The organism is Anoxybacillus sp. MB8 (assembly GCF_011006755.1).
In the GTDB taxonomy this organism is placed as follows: Bacteria; Bacillota; Bacilli; order Bacillales; family Anoxybacillaceae; genus Anoxybacillus; species Anoxybacillus gonensis.
On sequence record NZ_RXXX01000026.1, the window covers coordinates 1 to 21,840 of the forward strand.

Sequence of the window (21,840 nt, forward strand, 5' to 3'; positions counted from 1 at the left end):
TCCTTTGCTTTCCTTGTATTCCAAGGTTTTATTCGACAGGAAGATAAAAAAATCCTCCCGATTTTTGTCGAGAGGGTGCGAAATGTGAGGTGAAAAAGAACAAACTAGCATTTTTTTGCGATAAGACAAAAAAGTGCGAGCGCTTTATAGACGCTCGCACACTTCTTGTCGATATTCTGTCGGTGTCATATTTGTCACTTTTTTAAACACACGGCTAAAATAGTTCGGATCTTTATATCCAACGCGATAACATGCTTCTTTCACCGTTAATCCTTCATCACGCATCAACTGTTTCGCTTTTTCAATGCGCAAATGGGTTAAGTAGTCGATAAACGTTTGACCTGTTTCTTTTTTAAATAGTTTGCTGAAATAATACGGTGTTAAATGGACATATTTTGCTACCTCTTCAAGCGTGATATCATAGCAATAGTTTTCGTGCAAAAACATTTCAACTTGCTCAATGACGTTGCCATTTGTCTTTATATGAATTTGTTCCACTTCGTCCGTGATCGGAACATCATCAATATGTATCGTTCGACTAAATGATGATACATAGCGTACCGCGGTCCACGCCTCTTTATATGAACGTTTCAGACCATCTACTCCCGAGCGAATCGTACCAATCCCTATCTTTACACGCTGTTGCAATGCTTTCTCGAGCTGTTTTAACAACGATTGAGCGAAAGAAATGATCCGTTCATGTTGTTCAGCCTCAATAAAAATAGCCATTTGCCTTTGGCTAAGCGGGCTGCATAAACAATGTCGCTGTTGTTTTATACATTGTTTCACTATTTCTTCCCACTTTTCACGCTCAGACGCATCACTTTTTTCTAATTCAATAACCATTGCATACCCCTTTTCAAATTCCATGCCGGAAAATGTATGAGCAGAACATTCATCCATTTTCCCCATTAACAACCATGTCCAAGCTGTCTCACTTAGCGCTTGTAGCTGAACGAGTTTTTCACGAGCTGTTAATTGCTGTTCACGCATCGCTTGTTCTTCCGTAATTTGATGTAACAATTTTTGCAACAGCTCGACGATTTGTTGCTTTTTAGCCGGTTTTAACACGTATTCGATAACACCTAAAGAAATCGCTTCTTTCGCATATGTAAAGTAATCGTATGCTGTTAAAATGATAATTTTTGATTGCACATCCATTTTACGTATTTCCGCAATCGCTTCTAGTCCTTGAATGCCCGGCATTTTAATATCCATAAAAATGATATGTGGACGATGTTGTTCCACTTGCTGAATGGCACTTCGACCATGTTCAGCATGAAAAATAGTAAACGTCTGTGGAAATGCGCGTTCAATCATCAATTGCAACCCTTCACGCTCTAGCGGCTCATCATCAGCAATAAGTAGCTTGTACATCGCTCTCCCTCCTCGGCAGTCGTAAAATAATGGCTGTACCTTCGTTTGGTGCGCTTTTTATATCAAGTATTTTCTCTACTCCATAAAAAAGTTGCAGGCGTCGTAGCACGTTTTCTAATCCAAGTCCAGTGGAATGACCTGTTTTTGTGAATGAATACGATGCGTTCATAATTGCTCGTTGCACGTCGTACGGCATTCCTACACCGTTATCGGCGATGGTTACTTGAATGCAATTTCTTTTTTCTTCGATGATTAATCGAATGTTTGCTCCTTCTTCCATTCCTTCAATACCATGAATAAAAGCGTTTTCAATCAGTGGTTGCAACGTTAAACAAGGGATCGGCTGGTCTAAACATGACTCATCTATTTCAAGTTGAAACGTCACACGATCGCGAAAACGGGCTTTTTGAATAGCGAAATACTCCTTTGCATGCTCTACTTCTTCACGTAACGTAACAGGCTGATCGAGCTTTCGTAAGTTGTATCGCAACAAATTCGACGTGGATACGGTGAGTTCGCTTGTCTTTTCTGCCCCTTCGATATAAGCAAGTTTTGAAATGACGTTTAGCGTATTAAATAAAAAGTGAGGATTAATTTGACTTTGGAGCGCTTTTAGCTCTAATTCACGAACAAGTTTTTCTTTTTCTAATATTTCCATATTTTTAGAGATTAATATGCGCAAATTTTCAATCATATGTTGAAATGTTTTACCGAGCAAACCAATTTCATCATGTCCATCAAAGCGGGGGATTCGCGTGTCCAGTTGACCCGCTGAGATGTTTTTCGCCGCATGAACAAGATGATGAATTGGAATGACGATCGTTCGTGATAACCATATTGCAAATACGATGCTTAAAATCGTTGTTAAAATAAACAGCATCCCGCCTAATTCATTCATTCGTGCTGTATGTTGTAACATCTGCTTATACACCGGTTGATATAAGCTTAGTTCAACATCAACGAGCGCTTGACTATCTTCGCGAATAAATGAAGCAATTTTTTCAATTTCGTTATATTGATCAGCATATCCTGTGAGGTGTTTGTTTATCAGTTGATTTATGATTGACTGTTCTCTTTGCAAAAATACACTCAGCATATTTTTATAGTTTTCGAGTATAAAAGCGTCATTTCCTTCTAGTTTTCTTTCAGTTAGCAAACTTTGTAGCACCTCTAATTTTTTTTTATGTTCGATTAACTCTTTATAGCTATTTTCATCTTGATGAATTAAATAACTGCTTAAAAAACGCACATTTTCTTGTGTTTCAAGCGAAATTTGTTTATATAAAAAAATGCGCTGCATCATGACATCGTAACTTTCTTGTACCTTTTTTCCACTTTGAAAAATAAAAAACGCGATACAATTCAATAAAAGAACGAGAAGTGGAATAAAAACAAATAATTTCGTCCGGATTTTCATTTGTTTCTCCCCTGCTGAACGTTTTGACGGTCGATGACTTCAATCGCTGTAAAATGTTCTTTATCAATTTGTTTGCCAGAAAGATGGTCAACCATTAATTTGACTGCGGAATATCCCATATCGTAAGGTTTTTGGACGACCGTAGCCACAATGTCCCCTTCTTTAATCGCTTCCATTGTCTCTTCCACATCGTCAAAACCGAAAATTTGAATGTTTTCACGATGTAAGTTTTTTACCGCCATTCGAATTCCAATCGCATCGAGTGCACTCGTGCCGACCATAACAGAAATATTCGGATGTTTTCGCAACATTTGTTCCGCTTGAATCGAGGCTTGAATGCGAGAAATGTTCGATGATGTAACGGAAACAACTTGTAAGCGCGGATGCTCAGCAATAACAGATAAAAACCCTTGCAAACGTAGGCGTTGGTTTTCTGATGTATCGGTTCCAATGATTACTCCAATCGCTCGCTCTCCGTCTACGCGAGAAACAACTGCCTTTCCAAGCAGCTGTCCTGCTTCAAAATTATTTGTTCCAACATAAGCGATGCGTCGACTTTTCGGAGCATCAGCATCAATTGTAATCACAGGGATATTTCGCGAAATAGCTTTGTCAATCAGCGGTGTAAATGCTTCGTCTTTTAAATTTTGAACAATGATGCCATCTACCCGAGAGGCAATCGCTTTTTCTAGCAATTTTACTTGTTCATCAATACTTGTTTGAAGCGGACCAGTATATTCAATATTGATATTATACTGTTTTGCTGCCTCTTTTGCTCCATTCTCAATTTTTCTCCAATATGGATTATCAAATACTTGAGATATTAAAACAATATGTGGATATTGGGACATGTGTTTCGGTTGATATTGCAAACGAGCAACAGTCCTTTCAAGTTGCTGTGTCACAATAATGAAGTAGAAAAATACGTACAGAAATAAAACAAACAAAACAATTAAGATAATTGTCCATTTTTTTTGTGCCATTGTCTTCACCTAATTTTACTATAATTCGTTTTGATAACGTTTACAATATTTTTAAAGCGACAGATTTTCTGTCGCTTTACACGGTAAATCGATTGGTTGTTTCTTTCATCTTTTCTGCAATGTCATACAACCGTTGAGCGGTTGCGGCTACTTCTTGGGCTGATGCGGTTAATTCCTCTGATGAGGCAGTAACTTCCTCTGTCGCTGCTGAGTTTTCTTCAGCCACGGCACTAATTTGTTCAATACGAGCAATCACTTTATCTTTTTCTTTCACAATTTCATCCATCGCTTGTTCAGTCGAAACAAGTAAAGGTGCGATATGACTAATGGATGTTAAAATATCAGCAAACGAACGAACCGTTTTTTCGACGGCATTTGCTTGATCTTTAATAAAGTGTTCCACTTCTTCCGATGTATGAATGACATCTTCTGTATTTTTACTAATAGATGAAATGAGATGAACGATGTCCTCTGTAAATGATTTAGACTGTTCAGCTAATTTACGCACCTCATCAGCAACAACAGCAAACCCTTTTCCTGCCTCCCCAGCACGTGCCGCTTCAATGGCAGCGTTTAAGGCTAATAAGTTTGTCTGATCCGAAATCGTTGAAATCATTTCCGTAATTCCACTAATTTTCTGTACAGATGTCGTTAATGTCCGAACATGGTTTGTCACCGTTTCAAACGCTTGTTTAATTTGTTCGATCGAAGCAATTAATACATCCATTTCTTTTTTACCAATATCTGCTCGTTCAGACGTACGAACCGCCTCTTGTTTGACATTTTCAAGTTCTACATATACACGTTCGACTTTCTCTGTTAAATAAGAAAGAGAATGGGTCATATCGGCTAAATCGTTCGCTTGTGTGGTCGCTCCTTGCGATACTTGTTCCATCGTTGCTGCCACTTCTTCAGTAGATGCAGACATTTGTTGTGAAGTAGCTGATAGTGCGCTTGATTGTTGGTCGATGGCATCCGCTTGCGTCTGAATGTGAATGGCTATATGTCGCAGCGCTTTTTTCGTCTCAGCGAGCGCGCGCGCCATTTCGCCAAATTCGTCTTTTGACTCGAGAAGTGTTTCAGGTACCTGCTTGCTAAAATCGCCGCTAGCCATTTGCTCGAGATGTTGTTTGGCGATATGTAACGGTTTCATGATTCGAATAGAAATAAAGAAATGATATGCGATGACTCCAACAATAACGAACAATGCAGAAATAGCAATGACTTTTACAATAACGTTATTAATCTCTTGATTGACGATTTGTTTTGGCATACCGACAAAAAACATACCGATGACTTCATCACGGTCGTTTGTAATGGGTAAATAACTCGTTACATACGGTTCCCCAAGTACGTTCGCTTCACCGATGTAACGTTTTCCACCATGAATGACTTCCTGTACAACTTTCGGATCTGCTTTCGTTCCTATTTGTCTCTCGCCATTCTTCATAATTGTGGTGGTAACACGTTCATCGTTAAGAAAAATGGTACTGTCTGCCCCAACAACTTCCTTTACGTAATCAACAACCTTCTCGTTGTTGTTAATTTCTACTTCTCCTTTATACAGTTTGCCGTCCTTCATTTGCCACTCCCCAACAAACTTCGCATCAATCAATTGCAAAGCAAGCTGAGCGTTTGTCGTTATCACTTTATTAGCGATTAATGATTGAAATTGAACATAAATCATACCGTTAATAAGCCCCACTAATATAAAAACGGTCAGAATATATACAGCTACAATTTTTCCACGCGTCTTCACGATTGTCCCCCTCCACTTTTGTGAATCAATGAGCAACACTATTTTATCAAATGTAACAAAATTTATAAATACAAATATTGCTTCGTGAAAAAACAGACTTGCATTCCTTTTTGTCATTTGCCAAAATCAAAATATGTGTAAAACGAAAACATGCGAGGGAGTAAAGCTGTGAAATCTCGAAAATTATCGCGCCTATCTACCGTTCAGCTTATCGTCTTATTTTACTTTGTAGCTGTTTGCATATCGACATTTTTACTATGGCTTCCTATTTTTCATCAGCCTGGGGTAAAAATTAGCTTTGTTGATGCGTTATTCACCGCAGTCAGCGCCATTAGTGTAACAGGCCTCACGGTCGTATCAACAGCTCATACTTTCAATACGCCTGGTATATTTGTATTAGCTTTTATTCTTCAATTTGGCGGAATTGGCATTATGGCACTTGGAACATTTATTTGGCTGATGTTCGGGAAAAAAATTGGGTTTCGCGAACGACAACTGATTATGACAGATCAAAACCGTTCAACATTTGCTGGATTAGTAAAGCTAATGAAAGAAATTTTAACTCTCATTATTGCTATTGAAATCATTGGTGCGGTGATTTTAGGTGTATATTTTCTCCGTTACTTTCCGTCATGGAAAGAAGCGTTTTTCCAAGGCTTCTTTGCATCGGTGAGCGCAACAACGAACGCTGGATTTGACATTACAGGACAGTCGCTTATTCCATTTGCTCACGATTATTTCGTCCAAACGATACATATGATTTTGCTCGTTTTAGGTGCAATTGGTTTTCCTGTGCTTATTGAAGTGAAAGAATTTTTCTTCCATCGTCAAAAGAAACAATATCGTTTTTCGCTTTTCACAAAATTAACGACCGTCACATTTTTTCTTCTCGTTTTATTCGGGACATGGTTTATTTTATTCATTGAATGGAATCGTTTTTTTGCGAATAAAACATGGCATGAGTCGCTTTTTTACGCGTTATTTCAATCCATTTCTTCCCGCAATGGTGGATTAGCAACGATGGATGTCGCCGACTTTTCTGAACCTACGCTACTTGTTTTAAGTGTCCTCATGTTTATCGGTGCCTCTCCAAGTAGTGTAGGGGGAGGGATTCGAACGACGACGTTTGCTATTGTGATGTTAACGATTTTCTTTTATGCGAAAGGAAAAAACTCGATTAAAGTGTTTCAACGAGAGATTCATCATGAAGATATATTAAAGTCGTTTATTGTGTTTGGAACAGCTCTTATTCTTTGCTTTTTAGCCGTTGTGTTTCTTTCTTTTTCAGAGCCTTTTACAATGATCGAAATCGTTTTTGAAGTATGCTCTGCATTTGGAACGACGGGTTTATCCATGGGAATTACATCCCAACTAAGCACATTTGGAAAACTAGTCATTACTGCCTTAATGTTTATTGGGAGAATTGGCATTTTATCGTTTTTGTTTCTTATTCGCGGCAACCATCCAAAAGAGACGTACCATTATCCAAAAGAACGCATTATTATTGGTTAAAAGCGAAGGGATTTATGCTCCTTCGCTTTTTAACTCTTCTTTTTTACGAAACATCGTGTATGTCATTAACAAAAGTGATAAAGATCCAAACAAAACGACCATATTTTCTAATCCAATGGTATCTAACAAAAATCCAGAAGCTAACAATACGATTTGGAACGTCACGCGATCAAACATATTTTTAAATGAAAAAAATCGACCGTGGTATAGCTTTGGAACATTTGTTTGAAAAATGGTCGCAATCATTGGAAAAAAGCAACCGACAGATATACCGAACAATCCAAAAGAAGCGAGCGAAACCCATTTGATATGAGCAAAATGTAGAGATAGTTGTGCAAAAGCAATGAAACATGTTAATGCGTACATCCATTTTATATACGCTTTTTCATGAGCAGCATATTTAATGAAAAACGCTCCGAACAAAAATCCGATTCCTTCAATAGTATATAGCCATCCTTTAATTGACGGGTCATGTTGCAATTCACTAATATTGATGACCATTAAATTAAATCCGCCAATAAACAGCTGAGGCACAATCGTTAAAACAACCGCAATATAAACGATAGGCAATTGACGAATGATTGGAAATATGTCTGTAAATCGCTGTTTTTCTTTCTTACTGTGTTTTGTTTCACGCCTTTCTTCTTTTATATCAATAAAAAACGTAAGGAAAAATAGTAAAATATATGCAATCATCGCTCCAATATATAACGTTTGTAAACTCGTAATCATCAGTAGCGCACCACCGAAAGCAGTACCAGCAATACGTGATAGTGCAGAAATGTTCATATGCATTCCATTGACGGTCATCAATTGCTTCTCATCCGTTACCGCAAGTGGAATAATGGCTTGTAACGTTGGAAAATAAAAAGCTGCCGCTATTTGAATCGAGATCATAAAACAAATCATGAGAAAAATAGATTCATATTTTAAAGCGAATAACATAAAAAGGACGCTCCCTACACGACCGATTCCAGCGTATAGAAGAATATGTTTTTTGTTATATGTATCAATCCATCTCCCCGCTATTGGACTAACGATCACACCAGCAAGCAAACCAGAAAATAAAATAAGCGACTTCACAAAGTCAGAAGGAATATGTTTCTGCATAAATTCTAAATTCCCAATAATTCCGAGCCATAAGCCAATCCCTGCAATAAACTCCCCTATGAAAATAAGAATAATATTTTTATTTTTCCACATACGTATTCCCCTTCATTCATATCTCTCTTCCAATACATGTCTTTCATTTTACAATAAAACGATTAAAAATGCATAAAAAATAAGACTGGCACATCGCCAGTCTTTTATTCCACTTCTCCTTCCCAACTCATCATGCCGCCGACCATGTTTTTTACATGGAAACCGCGTTCTGCTAGCCATTCGCATGCTAATGCACTTCGACCACCGGAATGGCAAACGACGATGTACGTTTTGTCCGGATCAAGTTCGTTTAAGCGAGCAAACAGCTGGCCGAGCGGAATATGGCGTGCGTTTGGAATTTTTCCTGCCGCTACTTCGTGTGCTTCACGAACGTCTAGCACTTCAACATTTGCTTCATGACGCAATACGTCCGCTTGTGTTGGTAAAATATTTTCAAACATGTCAATCCCCCTTATTTTACACTTGAATACAGTTTATAACCGCCGTCTAAATTTTTTGCTTGAAAACCATGTTCTTGTAAAATGCGCGTTGCTAAGTATCCACGTAGACCGACTTGACATGTGACATAAATCGTTTGATCTTTCGGCAATTCATGAAGACGGTCACGCAAATCATCAAGTGGAATGTTGATGCTTCCTGGAATCATCCCTCTTGTCTCTAATTCTTTCGGTGTGCGAACGTCAATGAGCACCCCGCCGTTAGCGACAATGTCATCAATTTCATGCCATTGTACCGTTTCAACCATACCATCTAGCACGTTTGACGCTACATATCCAGCCATATTGACTGGATCTTTCGCTGATGAAAATGGAGGCGCATAGGCTAACTCTAAATCAGGCAAATCGTATACAGTTAATCCACCTTTTATCGCCGTTGCAATGACGTCAATGCGCTTGTCGACTCCATCTTGTCCAACTGCTTGTGCTCCATAAATTCGACCTTGACGATCGAAAATTAACTTTAATGTCATTTGCGTTGCACCTGGATAATAGCTTGCATGGCTCATTGGATGAACGTGAACGACTTCATAATCGACACCATGATGTTTTAATATTTTTTCATTCAATCCTGTTGCCGCTACTGTCATATGAAAAATTTTAGCGATCGACGTACCGAGCGTTCCGTTGTACTTTACATCGCGACCGTTAATGTAGTCGGCGACTAGTCGACCTTGACGGTTCGCTGGCCATGCAAGCGGAATAAACGTTTCAAATCCGTGAATAAAGCTTTTTACTTCAATTGCATCACCGATTGCAAAAATATTTGGATCAGACGTTTGTAAATGTTCATTTACTTTAATGGCACCACGAAAACCAAGTTCCAATCCTGCTTCTTTTGCCAACTGATTTTCCGGCTGAACACCAATGGCTAAAATGATCATATCTGTTTCGATCGTACGACCGCTTTTTAACACGACGCGTCGTCCTTCGTTTTCAAACGATTGCACACCGTCTTCTAAAATTAAATCGACACCGTGTTCTTTCATATGTGTGTGCACAATTGCTGCCATCTCGTAATCAATCGGTGCCATCACTTGATTTGCCATTTCTACAAGCGTCACATGTACACCGCGCTCTGTCAAATTTTCAGCCATTTCTACACCAATAAATCCCCCACCGATGACGACAGCACGTTTCGGTTTTTCATTATCAACAAACGAGCGAATACGGTCTGTATCCGGTACATTGCGCAACGTAAAAAGTGCTTTTGCCTCATCAATTCCCGGAATTGGTGGTACGATCGGCTTGGCACCTGGCGACAAAATAAGAACATCATACGGTTGTTCATACTGTTCATTTGTTCGTAAATTGGTGACAGTGACCGTTTTCCGTTCACGATTAATGCTTGTGACTTCACTTAAATTGCGCACATCAATGCGAAATCGTTTGGACATGCCATCAACCGTCTGTACAAGTAGCTTGCTTCGCTCTTGAATGACGTCCCCAATATAGTACGGAAGCCCACAGTTTGCAAATGAAATATATTCACCTCGTTCAAACATAATAATTTCATCTTTTTCGCTTAACCGACGCAAACGTGCTGCGGCAGAAGCTCCTCCAGCTACACCGCCAACAATCACAATTTTTCTCATCATCTATCCCCTCCATATACAAGTACGTGTAACCGTATTATACCAAATAATCATTTCATAAAGTTTGAACAGTTAGTGACATTTTACCATCTTTAACGCATTTGCATGCTCATGTTCTTTTATATAATATCCTTGTACAGAAAAATGATAACGTCTAAGCAATCGAATCGCGACATTTTTCTCTAAATGGCTTTTTGCAATAATGATCACTTGACGATTTGGAATGGCTTGATAATGACGTTTTAAGTACGCAACCGGAATCCGGAGCGCTCCATTTATCTCATCTTTCTCATTGTAGTCACGCACATCAAGCAACGTCACATGTTCATATGATGATAAAGATGTCAACTCTTTGACACCACGAACAGGTACATAACGATAATACAAAGCATGTAGTACGAACAAAACAATGACTGTATAAATCATATTGTCTTACCTCCCTTACACATCATACCCTAACAGGTATATAAAATCAATAAAAAAGAGCTGATTTTATTCAGCCCTTTTTAACGTAAGTAGTCGTTGTTTTAATTGTTCTTCCATTTCGATAAGCTCTTGCTCTACTCGCTGACGCTTCATGCGACCTTCTTGTTGAATTTTTAACGTTTCTTCGAGTGTTTCTAATAAATTTTCTTGCGTCTTCTTTAACGTTTCGATGCTGACAAGCCCTTCTTCATTTTCTTTTGCCGCTTCAATTGTATTCATTTTTAACATTTCTGAGTTGCGCAACAACAGCTCATTCGTCGTTTTTGTTACCGCTTTTTGCGCTTCTACCGCTTTCTTTTGTCGAAGGAGTGTTAGTGCGATAACAAGCTGATTTTTCCAAAGCGGAATGGCTGTCAAAATGGACGATTGAATGCGCTCGACTAACGTTTGATTGACATGTTGAATGAGCCGAATTTGTGGTGCCGTTTGAATCGTAATTTGCCGACTTAATTTTAAATCATGAATGCGTTTTTCAAGTCGGTCAGCAAATTGAATCATATCATTTACTTCTTGCACATCCATTTGATTTTGTGACTGTAACGCTTTTTTCTCTAGCTCTGGAATCGTTTTTGTTCGCAGTTGTTCGAGCTTCAACTCAGCTGCGGCGATGTAAATGTTTAAGGCATCAAAGTACTCTTTATTTTTTTCATACAATGTTTCTAACATCATGATGTCACGAAATAACATTTGGCGATGTTTTTCAAGTTGATCAGCAATCCGATCAATGTCGACACCTAATTTTTGATATTTAGATAAAATATGTTGCACAGACTGTGTGACAGATTGAAACATGCGCGCGAAAAAGCTTTTTTTGTTCATTGCAAAATCTTCAACGTTTACTTCTTTCATTTTTGTCATTAGCTCTTGAATGACTTCTCCAACAGGTCCAACATCTTTTTTCTGCACATGGTTTAAAATCGAATGTGAGAAGCGTGACAACTCCGCTTGTGCTGCTACTCCATATTGTAAAATAGCTTGATGATTGCGCGGATCAATTTGTTCTGCAAGTGCTAACGCTTTTTGACGATGTTCTTCTTTTAATTGGTCAATGAACCGCGAAGATGATGGCTTGTCCGTTACTTCTGTCACTTCACCAAATGGATTAGCAAGCAACGAATCGATCGAACTTGTCCAAAGCATTTCATCGTTTTTGCTCATGCTTTTTCTCCTCCGTTATTGTTACTGTATGTTTTATTGGTAAAGAAAGGGGATCATCTGATGCAATCGTATGTTTCACAAGTTTTACTTCCGTCTTTAAATCAAACAAATCTTCTTCAAGCATGTCCAACAGTTCGTTTTCTGCTTTCGTTAGCGCAAGGCTAAGCGCTTCCTCTGCTTCATGAATTGCTTGACGAATCTCCTCACTTTTTACGGGTTGTTTTGTTAAATAAATATATTTATCAATAATTGTAACAATGGAGTCCAATGTTGTGTTAAAAAACGGTTGCGCGACAGCGAGACGATCCGGTTGTTTTTCGACAATTTCAATTATTTTTTGACAGATGGAGTACAAACGGGAAAGTTTAGAAAACATCGCAACTGAACGAATTCTCCACAAACTTTTTCCGATTTTCCGAACCTTTTTTTTCGCATCTTTCAATCGCTCATCCTTAAAATCATATAATAGATTTTTCTTTTCTTTTTTCTTCATATACAGTGAATACATCACCCCTATGCTTGCACCGATCAAAAATGAAATAAAAAACGGCAAACGAAATGCAAGCAACGAAATGAGGGCACTAAATAATCCCACGTTCCATGACACAAACCATCGCCATATCGTTCGAATGAATCGTTTCATCGTTTTCCTCCAATCGTCTATGATCCTTTATTTTACTATGATTTTTTACTAAATGGAAACGCTGACTGTATTACGTACGAGCGAGAAGATATGTTTCAATTGTTCATAAAAAAAGACGCAACGTATCGCTGCATCCTTTTAATTGAAATCAAGACGGATCATCCGAATGCGTTCACCGCCGAAAAGTGATATTGTTTCCGTTCGTTCGTGTTCATCAGTAGCGATCTTCACTTCGTATAAACCAGGAACATATGTCCCGACTTTCGTTAACGGCACATTCGTTTCTCCAACATAATCGTTGTTAATAAAAATACGCGCCCCTTTCTCATTCGTTTGTACATAGACGTGATATAACGCGGGCTCAAATTTGTATGTTCCTTGCGACAATTTCATTAAAAAAATCGGCGGAGTTGACGTTAATCCTTTTATGTAAACTCGATCATCTTTTTGTCGCTCTAACTCTTTCCTTATTCGGTCATAGCCTTCTGGGTGTTGGCGCAAATACGCAAAAAGCGGTGAGAGCGACTTATGATTTAATGGTACATCAATAAATTGACGCAACGTATGTACATCTTCTTGACGCAACGCGATGATGAATTGCTCGATTACTTTTTGCTCATTCGTCTCTCGTTTCACCATTCCCCATGCCCCGACGACACACGCGCTTACAACGAATAATAAACACACAAAAACAAATTGTCGTTTTCGTTTTCGTCGTTCGCTTCGTGTCATCGCTTCTTTTTGTAATCCCCCTTGTTCATTCACACGTATTTCCCCTCTTTTTCTCATATTTACATCATCATATGTATGAGAAGAAAAGGGAAAATATGAGAAAAAGAAGGGGCTACATATCATATATGTACATCACGGTGTGCGCCTTGTCAACGACAACGTCACAGCTTCCCAATACGCCCATTTTTTCTTTTTTGCAAACCATCCATATCGTCTGAGTTGCCGACTAACAAGCAAATGAAACCAACCATGTCCAATGACGACAACGGTTCCCGTTCGAGCATAGTGGACGAGCTGTTGTGCCGCTTTCATCGCTCGCTGCTTTGTTTTGGTATAAGGCTCCTCTCCATATCCACAAAACCATAACAAGCGCAACAAAATAAGCCACATCCATAGCGGATATACACCTTTCATCCACTTTGGCGGTTGAGGGAGTGGAGCTTCGTTTAGCCATTTGTGCTCCTCAATTGGACTTAGTGGTTGCAATAAAGACGCTGAATGGCGAGCGCGAGCAAGCGAACTAACAAGGACGACAGATGCGCATTTTATTTTTTCTTTTGCTTCCGCATACGATAGAGGCTCGTCATAAACGATCGCCTCATCGTATGCTTTTAACCAGTTGATTAATTGTTCTCTCGTCATCCATCCTCCTCTTTTACAAACAGGCTTTCCGTGCCGAATGAGAATAATCATGCTTGTTTTTCCTCCATTGCTCGAAACATGATCGCATACAGCCAAGCACTACATACGGCAAGTAACGTTAAGATAAAAAACGTCCAATGATACGCAAACGGCAACGTCAAAGCGAGTGGTGCCATCATGCGCCCAAGCGTAAAACGTAAGCTCGCTGCAGCAAAATATTGTCCGCGCATATGTTCAGGTGCTAATTTAGCAACAAACGTTTGTTGTAAGCCGACTGTCATCAGTTCTGCTAGCGTAAATAAAGCAATTAAAAAGACCATCATCCATAGCGATGTGGTTTGGCCAAAAAGAAAAATGGCGATTCCGTAAAAGAGTGAAGAAAAGACAAACACCCATTTTTCTTTATAGTTTTCCATCCACTTCGTCACAGCTACCGTAAATAAAGCGACAAGCAATCCGTTTTCAGCAATTAGGACACTAAACGCTTTCTCCCCGCTCAACGAAAGTGACCATGAACCAACAGAAAATAATGTTTGTTTTGAAACAACTTCCTTTATGTAAACAGGAAGTAAAATGTCGAGTTGCATAAACGTTTGTGCCACAAGAATACCAGCAACAATAAATAAAAGGAACGTCCGATCTTTTGCAATGAGACGATAATTGTTTAATTGCTCAACAAAAAACATATACCACGTCCCTGTTGTTTTTCTCCATATCGGTGCTGTTTCCTCTAAATAAATGGAAAGAACAATCGCGACGATAGCACAAAACGTTCCCGCAATTAAAAATAGGAAAAAACGATGCTCAGGATAAAATATTCCACCGAGCAGCGGACCGATGACAACCATGACGTTATTCATCGTGTAAAACACGGCAAAAACGCGACTTTGATCTTTTTCCGAAACAACATCAGCCACCATCGCTTGGCTAGCAGGCCAATAAAGTGAACCACATACCCCTACCAGAGCAAAACAAATAAAACTCATGAACGGCGATGAAAATAACGGAGAATTGACCAATGCAAATAACAAAAAAGCAAGCGCTTGTCCACAAGCAGCAAACACCATCATTTTTTTTCTTCCGAATCGATCAGCCAAATACCCGCCAAGCAAATTAGCAATCACGGAAAATAATTGCGAAATAACAAGTAATATACCTGTTTTTTCTTTACCAAACATCTCTGAAAAATAAATAGCGATAAAAGGAAATATCATCCAAAATGTAACCCCGACCAATGACTCTCCAATTAAACGAATGCGTAAATTCCGATCCCAATCTCGTATTCGCACCGTACCCCCCCTTTCAAACAACTATTTTTTTATTATACCATTTTCTTATAAACATTTTGCTTATAAAAAGAAGTTGACAAAATGACAGAAAAATAAGAAAATAAATTCAAAAGGAAGTGAGCACAGTGAAAATAGTGAAAAATATTATTGTCTCTTATGCGACGGTTGTGACAATTATTGCATTACTTCCTGCTTTTCTTATTACAAATGATGTAAGCATTGTGGATGCGTTTCTTTCCTCAATAAAAGATTAATCTCCTGCCTAGGCAGGAGATTTTTTTAACCACTTTCGTAATAGTCCGTGTTTTGGCGCGATCCATAAAGAAATAAAAAAGATGACACCTGTTGATACAGCAATCGCTCCGGAAATAGATACATTGAATACCGTTGCAATCATGTAACCGATCATCGACGCTAACACACCAATGAGCGCACTGCATATAAGCATCACACTTAGCCGATCCGTCCATAAGTATGCCGTTGCACTCGGTACAATAAGCATCGCTACTACTAAAATGGCACCAACGCTATCAAATGATGCAACGGTCGTTAATGACAACATTCCCATTAATACATAATGAATCAATACAACCGGAATGCCGAGCGTGACTGCCATTTCATAATCAAATGAGCTAATTTTTAATTCTTTGTAAGCAAAAACGATGCAAAATATATTGATAGCTAAAACAAATCCAAGCAACCAAATCGCTTTCGGACCGATGCTTTTGCCTCCGACTTCAAGCACATCCCAGGGCACAAATGCAATCTCTCCCATTAATGCATGTTCAACATCTAAATGGACACGATCTGCAAAGAGAGAAATGAGAACAACACCGATAGCAAACAAACATGTAAACACAACTCCGATTGCTGCATCATTTTGAACCCCTTTTTGATGCAGCCATTGAACGAGAAATGTCGTGAGCAATCCAACAATTAATGCACCAACGAGCATAGACACACCTTGCAGATGATGACTGACCATATACGCTCCAACAATGCCAAGCAACACACTATGGCTAATGGCATCGGACAGCATTGACATTTTTCGCAACACAAGAAATGTACCGACTAATCCGCAGTTGATGCCGACAAGAGATGCAGTGAGTAAAATCCACATCGTATAACTCATAGTTGCTCCCCTCGCTTATACATCAGTTGTTGAGATTGCAATTTTTTTCTTTCTATATGGCGCCGAATCATTTTGCTACATAAACCACGTTTCGGAGCAAATAAAAATGAAACAATAAACAGCACCGTCGCAAAAATAATAACAAGTGGACCAGTGGGTGCATAGGCGATTAAACTAATATATGCCCCGGCCACCCCTGATAAAGCACCGAATCCCCCGGCTAATAACGTCATCCATTCAAGTTTTTCTGTCCAATATCTCGCAGCTAATGCGGGGGTAATAAGTAGTGCGGACATTAACACAACGCCTACTGCTTGTAAACCAATAACAACAACAGAAACGATTAAAAACATGAGCACACCATTTAACAGCGATACGGGTATACCAATTCCTTGCGCAAACGCTCGGTCAAATGTAATGATTTTAAACTCTTTAAAGAAAATGAGAATCATAATAATGACCGTTACAGCTGTTACAGTTAACACATTGACATCACTTCCAGTCAATGACGCTGCCTTTCCAAACAAAAAGTCATGAATTCCACTTTGATTTCCACCTTCATGTTGATTAATCCATGTCAATAGCACAATGCCTAAACCAAAAAATACAGACAACACAATACCGATCGCGGCATCTTCTTTTACACGCGTATGTTTCACAATAAACTGAATGCATATCGTCGCAATATATCCCGAACAAGCAGCGCCAATGAGAAAAAGAAGTAGCGATTTTTGTCCATATAAAAGAAAAGCGATACAAATACCAGGAAGAGCAGCGTGCGCCATCGCATCTCCTATTAAACTTTGTTTTTTTAGCAAGGCAAACGTTCCGATCATCCCGCTTGCTAATCCAAGCAAAGCCATGCTTGTAAATACCCATTGAACATTAATATCCATCCTATTCACCCCACAATATGTGTGGAAGAAAGAAAAGTCACTTTTCCACCATACGTTTTCTGAATATGGTCATACGTAAATACACTTTCTGTCTCTCCAAATGCAATGACACGTTTATTTAGCAGTAAAACGTAATCAAAATAATCCCGTACCGTTTGCAAATCATGATGAACGACTAATACTGTTTTTCCACGCGTTTTTAATTCATTTAACAGTTGGACAATCGCTTTTTCTGTGGCTGCATCTACCCCAACAAACGGTTCATCCATAAAATAAATGGAAGCGTCTTGTGCTAGCGCACGCGCCAAAAATACACGTTGTTGCTGCCCACCAGATAATTGGCTAATTTGCCGCTTTGCATACGGCAACATGCCAACTTTATCTAAACATTGCATAGCCATATCTACGTCTTCTTTTCTCGGTCGTTTCCATAATCCGATATGACCGTATCTCCCCATTAATACGACGTCAAGCGCATTCGTCGGAAAATCCCAATCGACCGAATTTCGTTGTGGAACATATCCAACAAGATGGCGTTGCTTTTCATATGGTTGACCGTATACGAAAACATGTCCGTGCATACGGGGAATAAAATTTAACATCGCTTTCATTAACGTTGATTTTCCCGCTCCGTTCGGGCCGATCACCCCGACTAACTTTCCTTCAGGAACAGAAAACGACACATCCTCCAATACAAGCTGCCGGTCATATGCAACTGTCATTTGTTCTACAACTAACGGATTCATCTTCATTCCCCTTTCAACGCTTGTGTAATCGTTTTGACATTGTAACGATACATACCAATGAATGTTCCTTCTTCTGTCCCTTTTCGCCCGAGCGCATCTGAAAAGAGCTCCCCACCAATCGAGACATGATGTCCACGTTGTTTCGCTCCCTCGACAACTGCTTCGATCGCTTTTTTCGATACACTACTTTCCACAAACACCGCTTGAATATTCCGAGACACGATTAAATCAACAAGTTGTTGCACATCTTTTAGTCCATATTCTGCATCCGTACTTAATCCTTGCAATCCAACTACTTCAATATCATATGCACGCCCAAAATAATGAAAGGCATCGTGCGCTGTAATTAAAACACGCTGCTGCTTTGGAATAGAGCTGATTTCTCGTTTTGCTTCTTCTTTTAATTTCATCAGTTGGGAGATATATTCTTCTGCTCGTTCTTCGTAAGTTTGTTTATGTTTCGGATCGATCGCACTTAACTCATCCTTTACCGTTCGAGCAGCATAACTCCATAAATCAAGGTCAAACCATATATGCGGATCATATACTCCATCTACGTCAATTAATTTTTCTTTTGGAATTGCTTCACTGATTGGGACAACCTTTTTCGTTTTTGACATTTTAGAAAATATTTCCCCTAGTTTTCCTTCTAAATGAAGACCGTTATAAAAAATGACGTCTGCTTGACTTAGCTTTTGAATATCTCCTTGTGTCGCTTTATACAAATGCGGATCTACCCCTGGCCCCATTAATGCTTCTACATGAACATGCTCTCCTCCGACACGTTCAACTAGATCAGCAATTTGCCCTGTCGTAGCGACAATATAGATAACGTCTTTTTTATGTTCTTTCGTTTCACAACCAAACAACAATAATAAAGCAGTCCATACAACTATCCACTTTTTCATATGCATCCTCCTCGAAAGTTGTATAAGGGTATAAAAGTTTCCTCAATGCAAAATAAAGTCAAAAAAATTTGTTTGCCGCCCATCATATGCATAAGCAAAAAATGTTGTGACATGTGGAACAAGCAAACAATGATGATTAAGGTTAAAAAAGTTCCTTTAAACCAACTTTAATTTTATCTTATTCGTTTCCTTCTATCGTGTCAATGTTTTAATTTTCAAAAAAAGAAATTTTTCTTCATCTCATGCTATAATAGCGATTGTTCGACACAAAAAAACATTTGTCCTTTAGAGGTGAACAACATGATGAACACAGAATTAAAACGAAGCATCGGCTTTATGACAGCGACAGCCATCGTCATCGGCACAGTCATTGGTTCAGGAATTTTTATGAAACCAGCGATCGTCATCGACTCAACTGGAAATTCTACACTTGCTCTTCTCGCATGGATCATCGGCGGAATCATTACTTTAGCAAGTGGGTTAACAATTGCAGAAGTAAGTTCAAAAATTCCTGAAACAGGTGGATTGTATGTGTATATCGAAAAAGTGTATGGACGGTTTTGGGGATTTTTATGTGGATGGATGCAAACAATCATTTACGGTCCTGCCGTCATCGGTGCACTAGGGTTGTATTTTGGTGCATTGTTTGCAGGTGTTTTTGCTCTCCCAAAAGAAAGTGAGCTTTGGATTGGAATCATTGCGGTCTTGTTTTTATCCGTTGTGAATATACTTGGTTCGCAGTTTGGTGGAATGGTTCAAAGTGTGTTAACTGCGGCGAAACTATTGCCTATTTTTCTTATTATTATTTTCGGAGTAGTAAAGGGGAATGTACCTATTCTCAATATGGATAGCGGAAACAGCCAAACGATCAGTATGGGAGCTGCTGTTTTGGCAACATTGTGGGCGTATGACGGATGGATGAACGTTGGATTTGTTGCTGGTGAAATGAAAAACCCAGCAAAAACGTTACCGAAAGCGATTATCACTGGTATTCTTATCGTCATGTTTGCCTACGTGGCTGTGAATGTAGCATTGCTTCATGTGCTTCGTGCCGATGAAATTGTTGCACTTGGACCGAATGCGGCAAGCGAAGCGGCGACCATTTTATTTGGGGCATTCGGTGGGAAATTCATTGCTATTGGTATTTTAATTTCTATTTTCGGCTGTTTAAACGGAAAAATACTTACATTTCCACGTATGCCATTTGCTATGGCAACAGATGGTTTGTTTCCTTTTTCTAAATATTTGGCTCATATTCATCCAACATGGCGTACACCTGTCTTTGCGACACTGGCACAAATTGCAATTGCCATTGTCATGATGTTGCTTGGAAATGCAGATCGCTTAACGGATATTGCTATTTTTAGCGTCTTTTTATTTTACGGCTTTGCCTTTTATGCGGTATTTTTATTACGGAAATCACCCTTATCTAATGAACCATTATATCGAGTGCCACTTTATCCATTTACTCCAATCGTCGCGATTGTCGGCACAGCATATATTATTATGAGTACAGTACTTCATGCACCGTTAGATACGTTTTTATCAATTGTTGTGACGTTATCTGGTATCCCAGTGTATTATGCTATGACGAAAAAGCGACAAGGATAATCCTTTGTCGCTTTTTTCAATAGTCCCTCCCTTTTCCAGAGTCCGTCACATCAAGCAATGGTTCTGGATAAGGCTGAAAATATCGTTGTTTCAGTAAATATTTATTTTGATAACGAATCGCCCACGAACGAATAACCGTTGTCACACTACTTAGCGGTAACTTGCCCGCGCGATATTTTTGTAGCAACTCATGGACATAACGTTTTTCATCACCGCTTAATTCATGTTTAAAATAACCGATCATATGTTCACAAACATTTATGTTTGAATTCCGGCGTGAGCGACGGGCAAACAGTTCATATAATGTTTGTTCATAATGTAAAAATACTTCTTCCATCGGTAAACGATCTCGATTGGCAACAATGTTTCCTAATTGTTTCAATTTTTGTTGATGATACGCCATAAATAAATATTTATGCTCCGCATGAAACTCAACGAGACGATGATGTGATTTTGACTCTTTAACCTCTCGAAACAAAGCAAGTGTAAATAACTTCGTCAAAAAATGTTCTCGAATCACAAAGTTCGTCAATCTCCCTTCTTCTTCCACAGCTTTATGTGCAAACATTTGTAACACATGTTTCGCAAACATCCCGCTTCCCTTTCCTGATGCAGGTCCTTTTTGTTCACTACGATATATTTTGACATCTTTCATTCCACACGATGGCGACCGACTTTTTAAAATAAAACCGTCTACATTCGTTAATTGCGTTAAAAATGAAGCAGAAAACTCGTTCATTCGCTCGGTTATATCCATTTCGGTCGATGGTTGGACAAGCCGCACTTGTTCTCCGTCTTGAACGAGCCGAATCGTCTCACGTGGCGTACCAAGCCCAATGCGAACTTCGGGACAAACAGGAATAAATTGCACAAATGGCGCAAGCTTATGTACTACTTCATCGTTTAGTTGATCACCGTTATACCGACAAGGAGAAAAACCGAGACATTCACTAACAACGACGATTGGTTTTGCATAATGCCACATCTGTTATTCCTCCTTTGCTTGTTTTTGCTTATCATATCGCACAAACAAAAAAAATACACGCATCGATGTGCTTACAAAAACAAAAAATTTCGAATTTGAACGTTTATACAAAAAAATGATTGATTATATGTTCATTTTGTTTTATTATGCTTTATGTTGCTTATTTCGCAATATTAAAATCGTTATTAATTCATAATTTCGTATGTATATAAGTGTACACTTTTATATTTATACATCCATGCAAAATAATTTATATTTCTGAATCATTTTGTTATATTGACTATTTTTATTTTTATATTACGATAGTA

21 protein-coding genes are annotated in these 21,840 nt (G+C 38.8%); 3 read left to right on the forward strand and 18 right to left on the reverse strand.

Annotated features, from left to right (window positions below; all coding sequences use genetic code 11):
• Positions 1–144: 144 nt before the first annotated feature.
• From EKC99_RS09905 to EKC99_RS09920, 4 genes are all read right to left on the reverse strand, one after another.
• Positions 145–1,377 carry a helix-turn-helix domain-containing protein gene (locus EKC99_RS09905; protein ID WP_163151697.1) on the reverse strand — a complete coding sequence of 411 codons (1,233 nt, stop codon included), beginning with the start codon at positions 1,375–1,377 and terminating at the stop codon, positions 145–147.
• The gene (locus EKC99_RS09910; protein ID WP_163151699.1) at positions 1,355–2,794 is read right to left on the reverse strand and encodes a sensor histidine kinase; all 1,440 of its coding nucleotides are present in this window, start codon (positions 2,792–2,794) and stop codon (positions 1,355–1,357) included. The genes EKC99_RS09905 and EKC99_RS09910 overlap by 23 nt, the downstream gene beginning before the upstream one ends.
• On the reverse strand, positions 2,791–3,777 hold the full coding sequence (locus EKC99_RS09915) for a sugar-binding protein (protein ID WP_163151701.1): 987 nt from the start codon (positions 3,775–3,777) through the stop codon (positions 2,791–2,793). The genes EKC99_RS09910 and EKC99_RS09915 overlap by 4 nt, the downstream gene beginning before the upstream one ends.
• A gap of 76 nt (positions 3,778–3,853) precedes the next feature.
• A complete protein-coding gene (locus EKC99_RS09920; protein ID WP_163151703.1) occupies positions 3,854–5,536 on the reverse strand; it encodes a methyl-accepting chemotaxis protein in 1,683 nt (560 codons plus the stop codon).
• 168 nt (positions 5,537–5,704) lie between these two features.
• Here EKC99_RS09920 and EKC99_RS09925 point away from each other — a divergent pair, with 168 nt between their 5' ends.
• Positions 5,705–7,048: a TrkH family potassium uptake protein gene (locus EKC99_RS09925; protein ID WP_163151705.1), complete on the forward strand. Its 1,344-nt coding sequence runs from the start codon at positions 5,705–5,707 to the stop codon at positions 7,046–7,048.
• A 12-nt stretch (positions 7,049–7,060) separates the two neighbouring features.
• On the opposite strand, the gene EKC99_RS09930 is transcribed toward EKC99_RS09925, so the two are convergent.
• The 9 genes from EKC99_RS09930 to EKC99_RS09970 form a co-directional block, all read right to left on the reverse strand.
• Positions 7,061–8,251 (reverse strand): MFS transporter, encoded by a 1,191-nt coding sequence (locus tag EKC99_RS09930; protein ID WP_163151707.1) that lies wholly within the window; start codon positions 8,249–8,251, stop codon positions 7,061–7,063.
• 104 nt (positions 8,252–8,355) lie between these two features.
• Entirely contained in the window at positions 8,356–8,652 is a 297-nt protein-coding gene (locus EKC99_RS09935; RefSeq protein ID WP_009361361.1) for a rhodanese-like domain-containing protein, read from the reverse strand.
• Positions 8,653–8,663: 11 nt separating this feature from the next.
• Positions 8,664–10,304 (reverse strand): CoA-disulfide reductase, encoded by a 1,641-nt coding sequence (gene cdr, locus EKC99_RS09940; protein ID WP_163151747.1) that lies wholly within the window; start codon positions 10,302–10,304, stop codon positions 8,664–8,666.
• A 72-nt stretch (positions 10,305–10,376) separates the two neighbouring features.
• Positions 10,377–10,730: a rhodanese-like domain-containing protein gene (locus EKC99_RS09945; RefSeq protein ID WP_009361363.1), complete on the reverse strand. Its 354-nt coding sequence runs from the start codon at positions 10,728–10,730 to the stop codon at positions 10,377–10,379.
• A 66-nt stretch (positions 10,731–10,796) separates the two neighbouring features.
• Positions 10,797–11,948: a toxic anion resistance protein gene (locus tag EKC99_RS09950; protein WP_163151709.1), complete on the reverse strand. Its 1,152-nt coding sequence runs from the start codon at positions 11,946–11,948 to the stop codon at positions 10,797–10,799.
• The gene (locus EKC99_RS09955; RefSeq protein WP_163151711.1) at positions 11,932–12,591 is read right to left on the reverse strand and encodes a 5-bromo-4-chloroindolyl phosphate hydrolysis family protein; all 660 of its coding nucleotides are present in this window, start codon (positions 12,589–12,591) and stop codon (positions 11,932–11,934) included. Before EKC99_RS09955 ends, EKC99_RS09950 begins: the two co-directional genes overlap by 17 nt.
• Positions 12,592–12,729: 138 nt before the next feature.
• Positions 12,730–13,356, reverse strand: a complete 627-nt coding sequence (locus EKC99_RS09960) for a PEGA domain-containing protein (protein WP_009361366.1) — start codon at positions 13,354–13,356, stop codon at positions 12,730–12,732.
• Between the two features lie 99 nt (positions 13,357–13,455).
• Positions 13,456–14,016, reverse strand: coding sequence for a histidine phosphatase family protein (locus tag EKC99_RS09965; RefSeq protein WP_163151713.1), 561 nt, complete (start codon positions 14,014–14,016; stop codon positions 13,456–13,458).
• Positions 14,013–15,254 carry an MDR family MFS transporter gene (locus tag EKC99_RS09970; RefSeq protein WP_009361368.1) on the reverse strand — a complete coding sequence of 414 codons (1,242 nt, stop codon included), beginning with the start codon at positions 15,252–15,254 and terminating at the stop codon, positions 14,013–14,015. The genes EKC99_RS09965 and EKC99_RS09970 overlap by 4 nt, the downstream gene beginning before the upstream one ends.
• Positions 15,255–15,379: 125 nt before the next feature.
• Here EKC99_RS09970 and EKC99_RS15980 point away from each other — a divergent pair, with 125 nt between their 5' ends.
• Positions 15,380–15,508, forward strand: coding sequence for a hypothetical protein (locus EKC99_RS15980; RefSeq protein WP_009361369.1), 129 nt, complete (start codon positions 15,380–15,382; stop codon positions 15,506–15,508).
• An 8-nt stretch (positions 15,509–15,516) separates the two neighbouring features.
• Here EKC99_RS15980 and EKC99_RS09975 read toward each other — a convergent pair whose 3' ends face one another.
• The 4 genes from EKC99_RS09975 to EKC99_RS09990 are packed head-to-tail and all read right to left on the reverse strand — an operon-like array spanning position 15,517 to position 18,936.
• On the reverse strand, positions 15,517–16,386 hold the full coding sequence (locus EKC99_RS09975) for a metal ABC transporter permease (RefSeq protein WP_009361370.1): 870 nt from the start codon (positions 16,384–16,386) through the stop codon (positions 15,517–15,519).
• Positions 16,383–17,282, reverse strand: coding sequence for a metal ABC transporter permease (locus EKC99_RS09980; protein ID WP_163151715.1), 900 nt, complete (start codon positions 17,280–17,282; stop codon positions 16,383–16,385). Before EKC99_RS09980 ends, EKC99_RS09975 begins: the two co-directional genes overlap by 4 nt.
• 5 nt (positions 17,283–17,287) lie before the next feature.
• On the reverse strand, positions 17,288–18,028 hold the full coding sequence (locus EKC99_RS09985) for a metal ABC transporter ATP-binding protein (RefSeq protein ID WP_163151717.1): 741 nt from the start codon (positions 18,026–18,028) through the stop codon (positions 17,288–17,290).
• A 2-nt stretch (positions 18,029–18,030) separates the two neighbouring features.
• Positions 18,031–18,936, reverse strand: a complete 906-nt coding sequence (locus tag EKC99_RS09990; RefSeq protein WP_009361373.1) for a metal ABC transporter solute-binding protein, Zn/Mn family — start codon at positions 18,934–18,936, stop codon at positions 18,031–18,033.
• A gap of 300 nt (positions 18,937–19,236) precedes the next feature.
• Here EKC99_RS09990 and EKC99_RS09995 point away from each other — a divergent pair, with 300 nt between their 5' ends.
• The gene (locus EKC99_RS09995; RefSeq protein ID WP_163151718.1) at positions 19,237–20,547 is read left to right on the forward strand and encodes an APC family permease; all 1,311 of its coding nucleotides are present in this window, start codon (positions 19,237–19,239) and stop codon (positions 20,545–20,547) included.
• 16 nt (positions 20,548–20,563) lie between these two features.
• Here the strand turns inward: EKC99_RS09995 and EKC99_RS10000 are convergent, their stop codons facing one another.
• A complete protein-coding gene (locus EKC99_RS10000; protein WP_009361375.1) occupies positions 20,564–21,532 on the reverse strand; it encodes a YbgA family protein in 969 nt (322 codons plus the stop codon).
• Positions 21,533–21,840 lie beyond the last annotated feature (308 nt).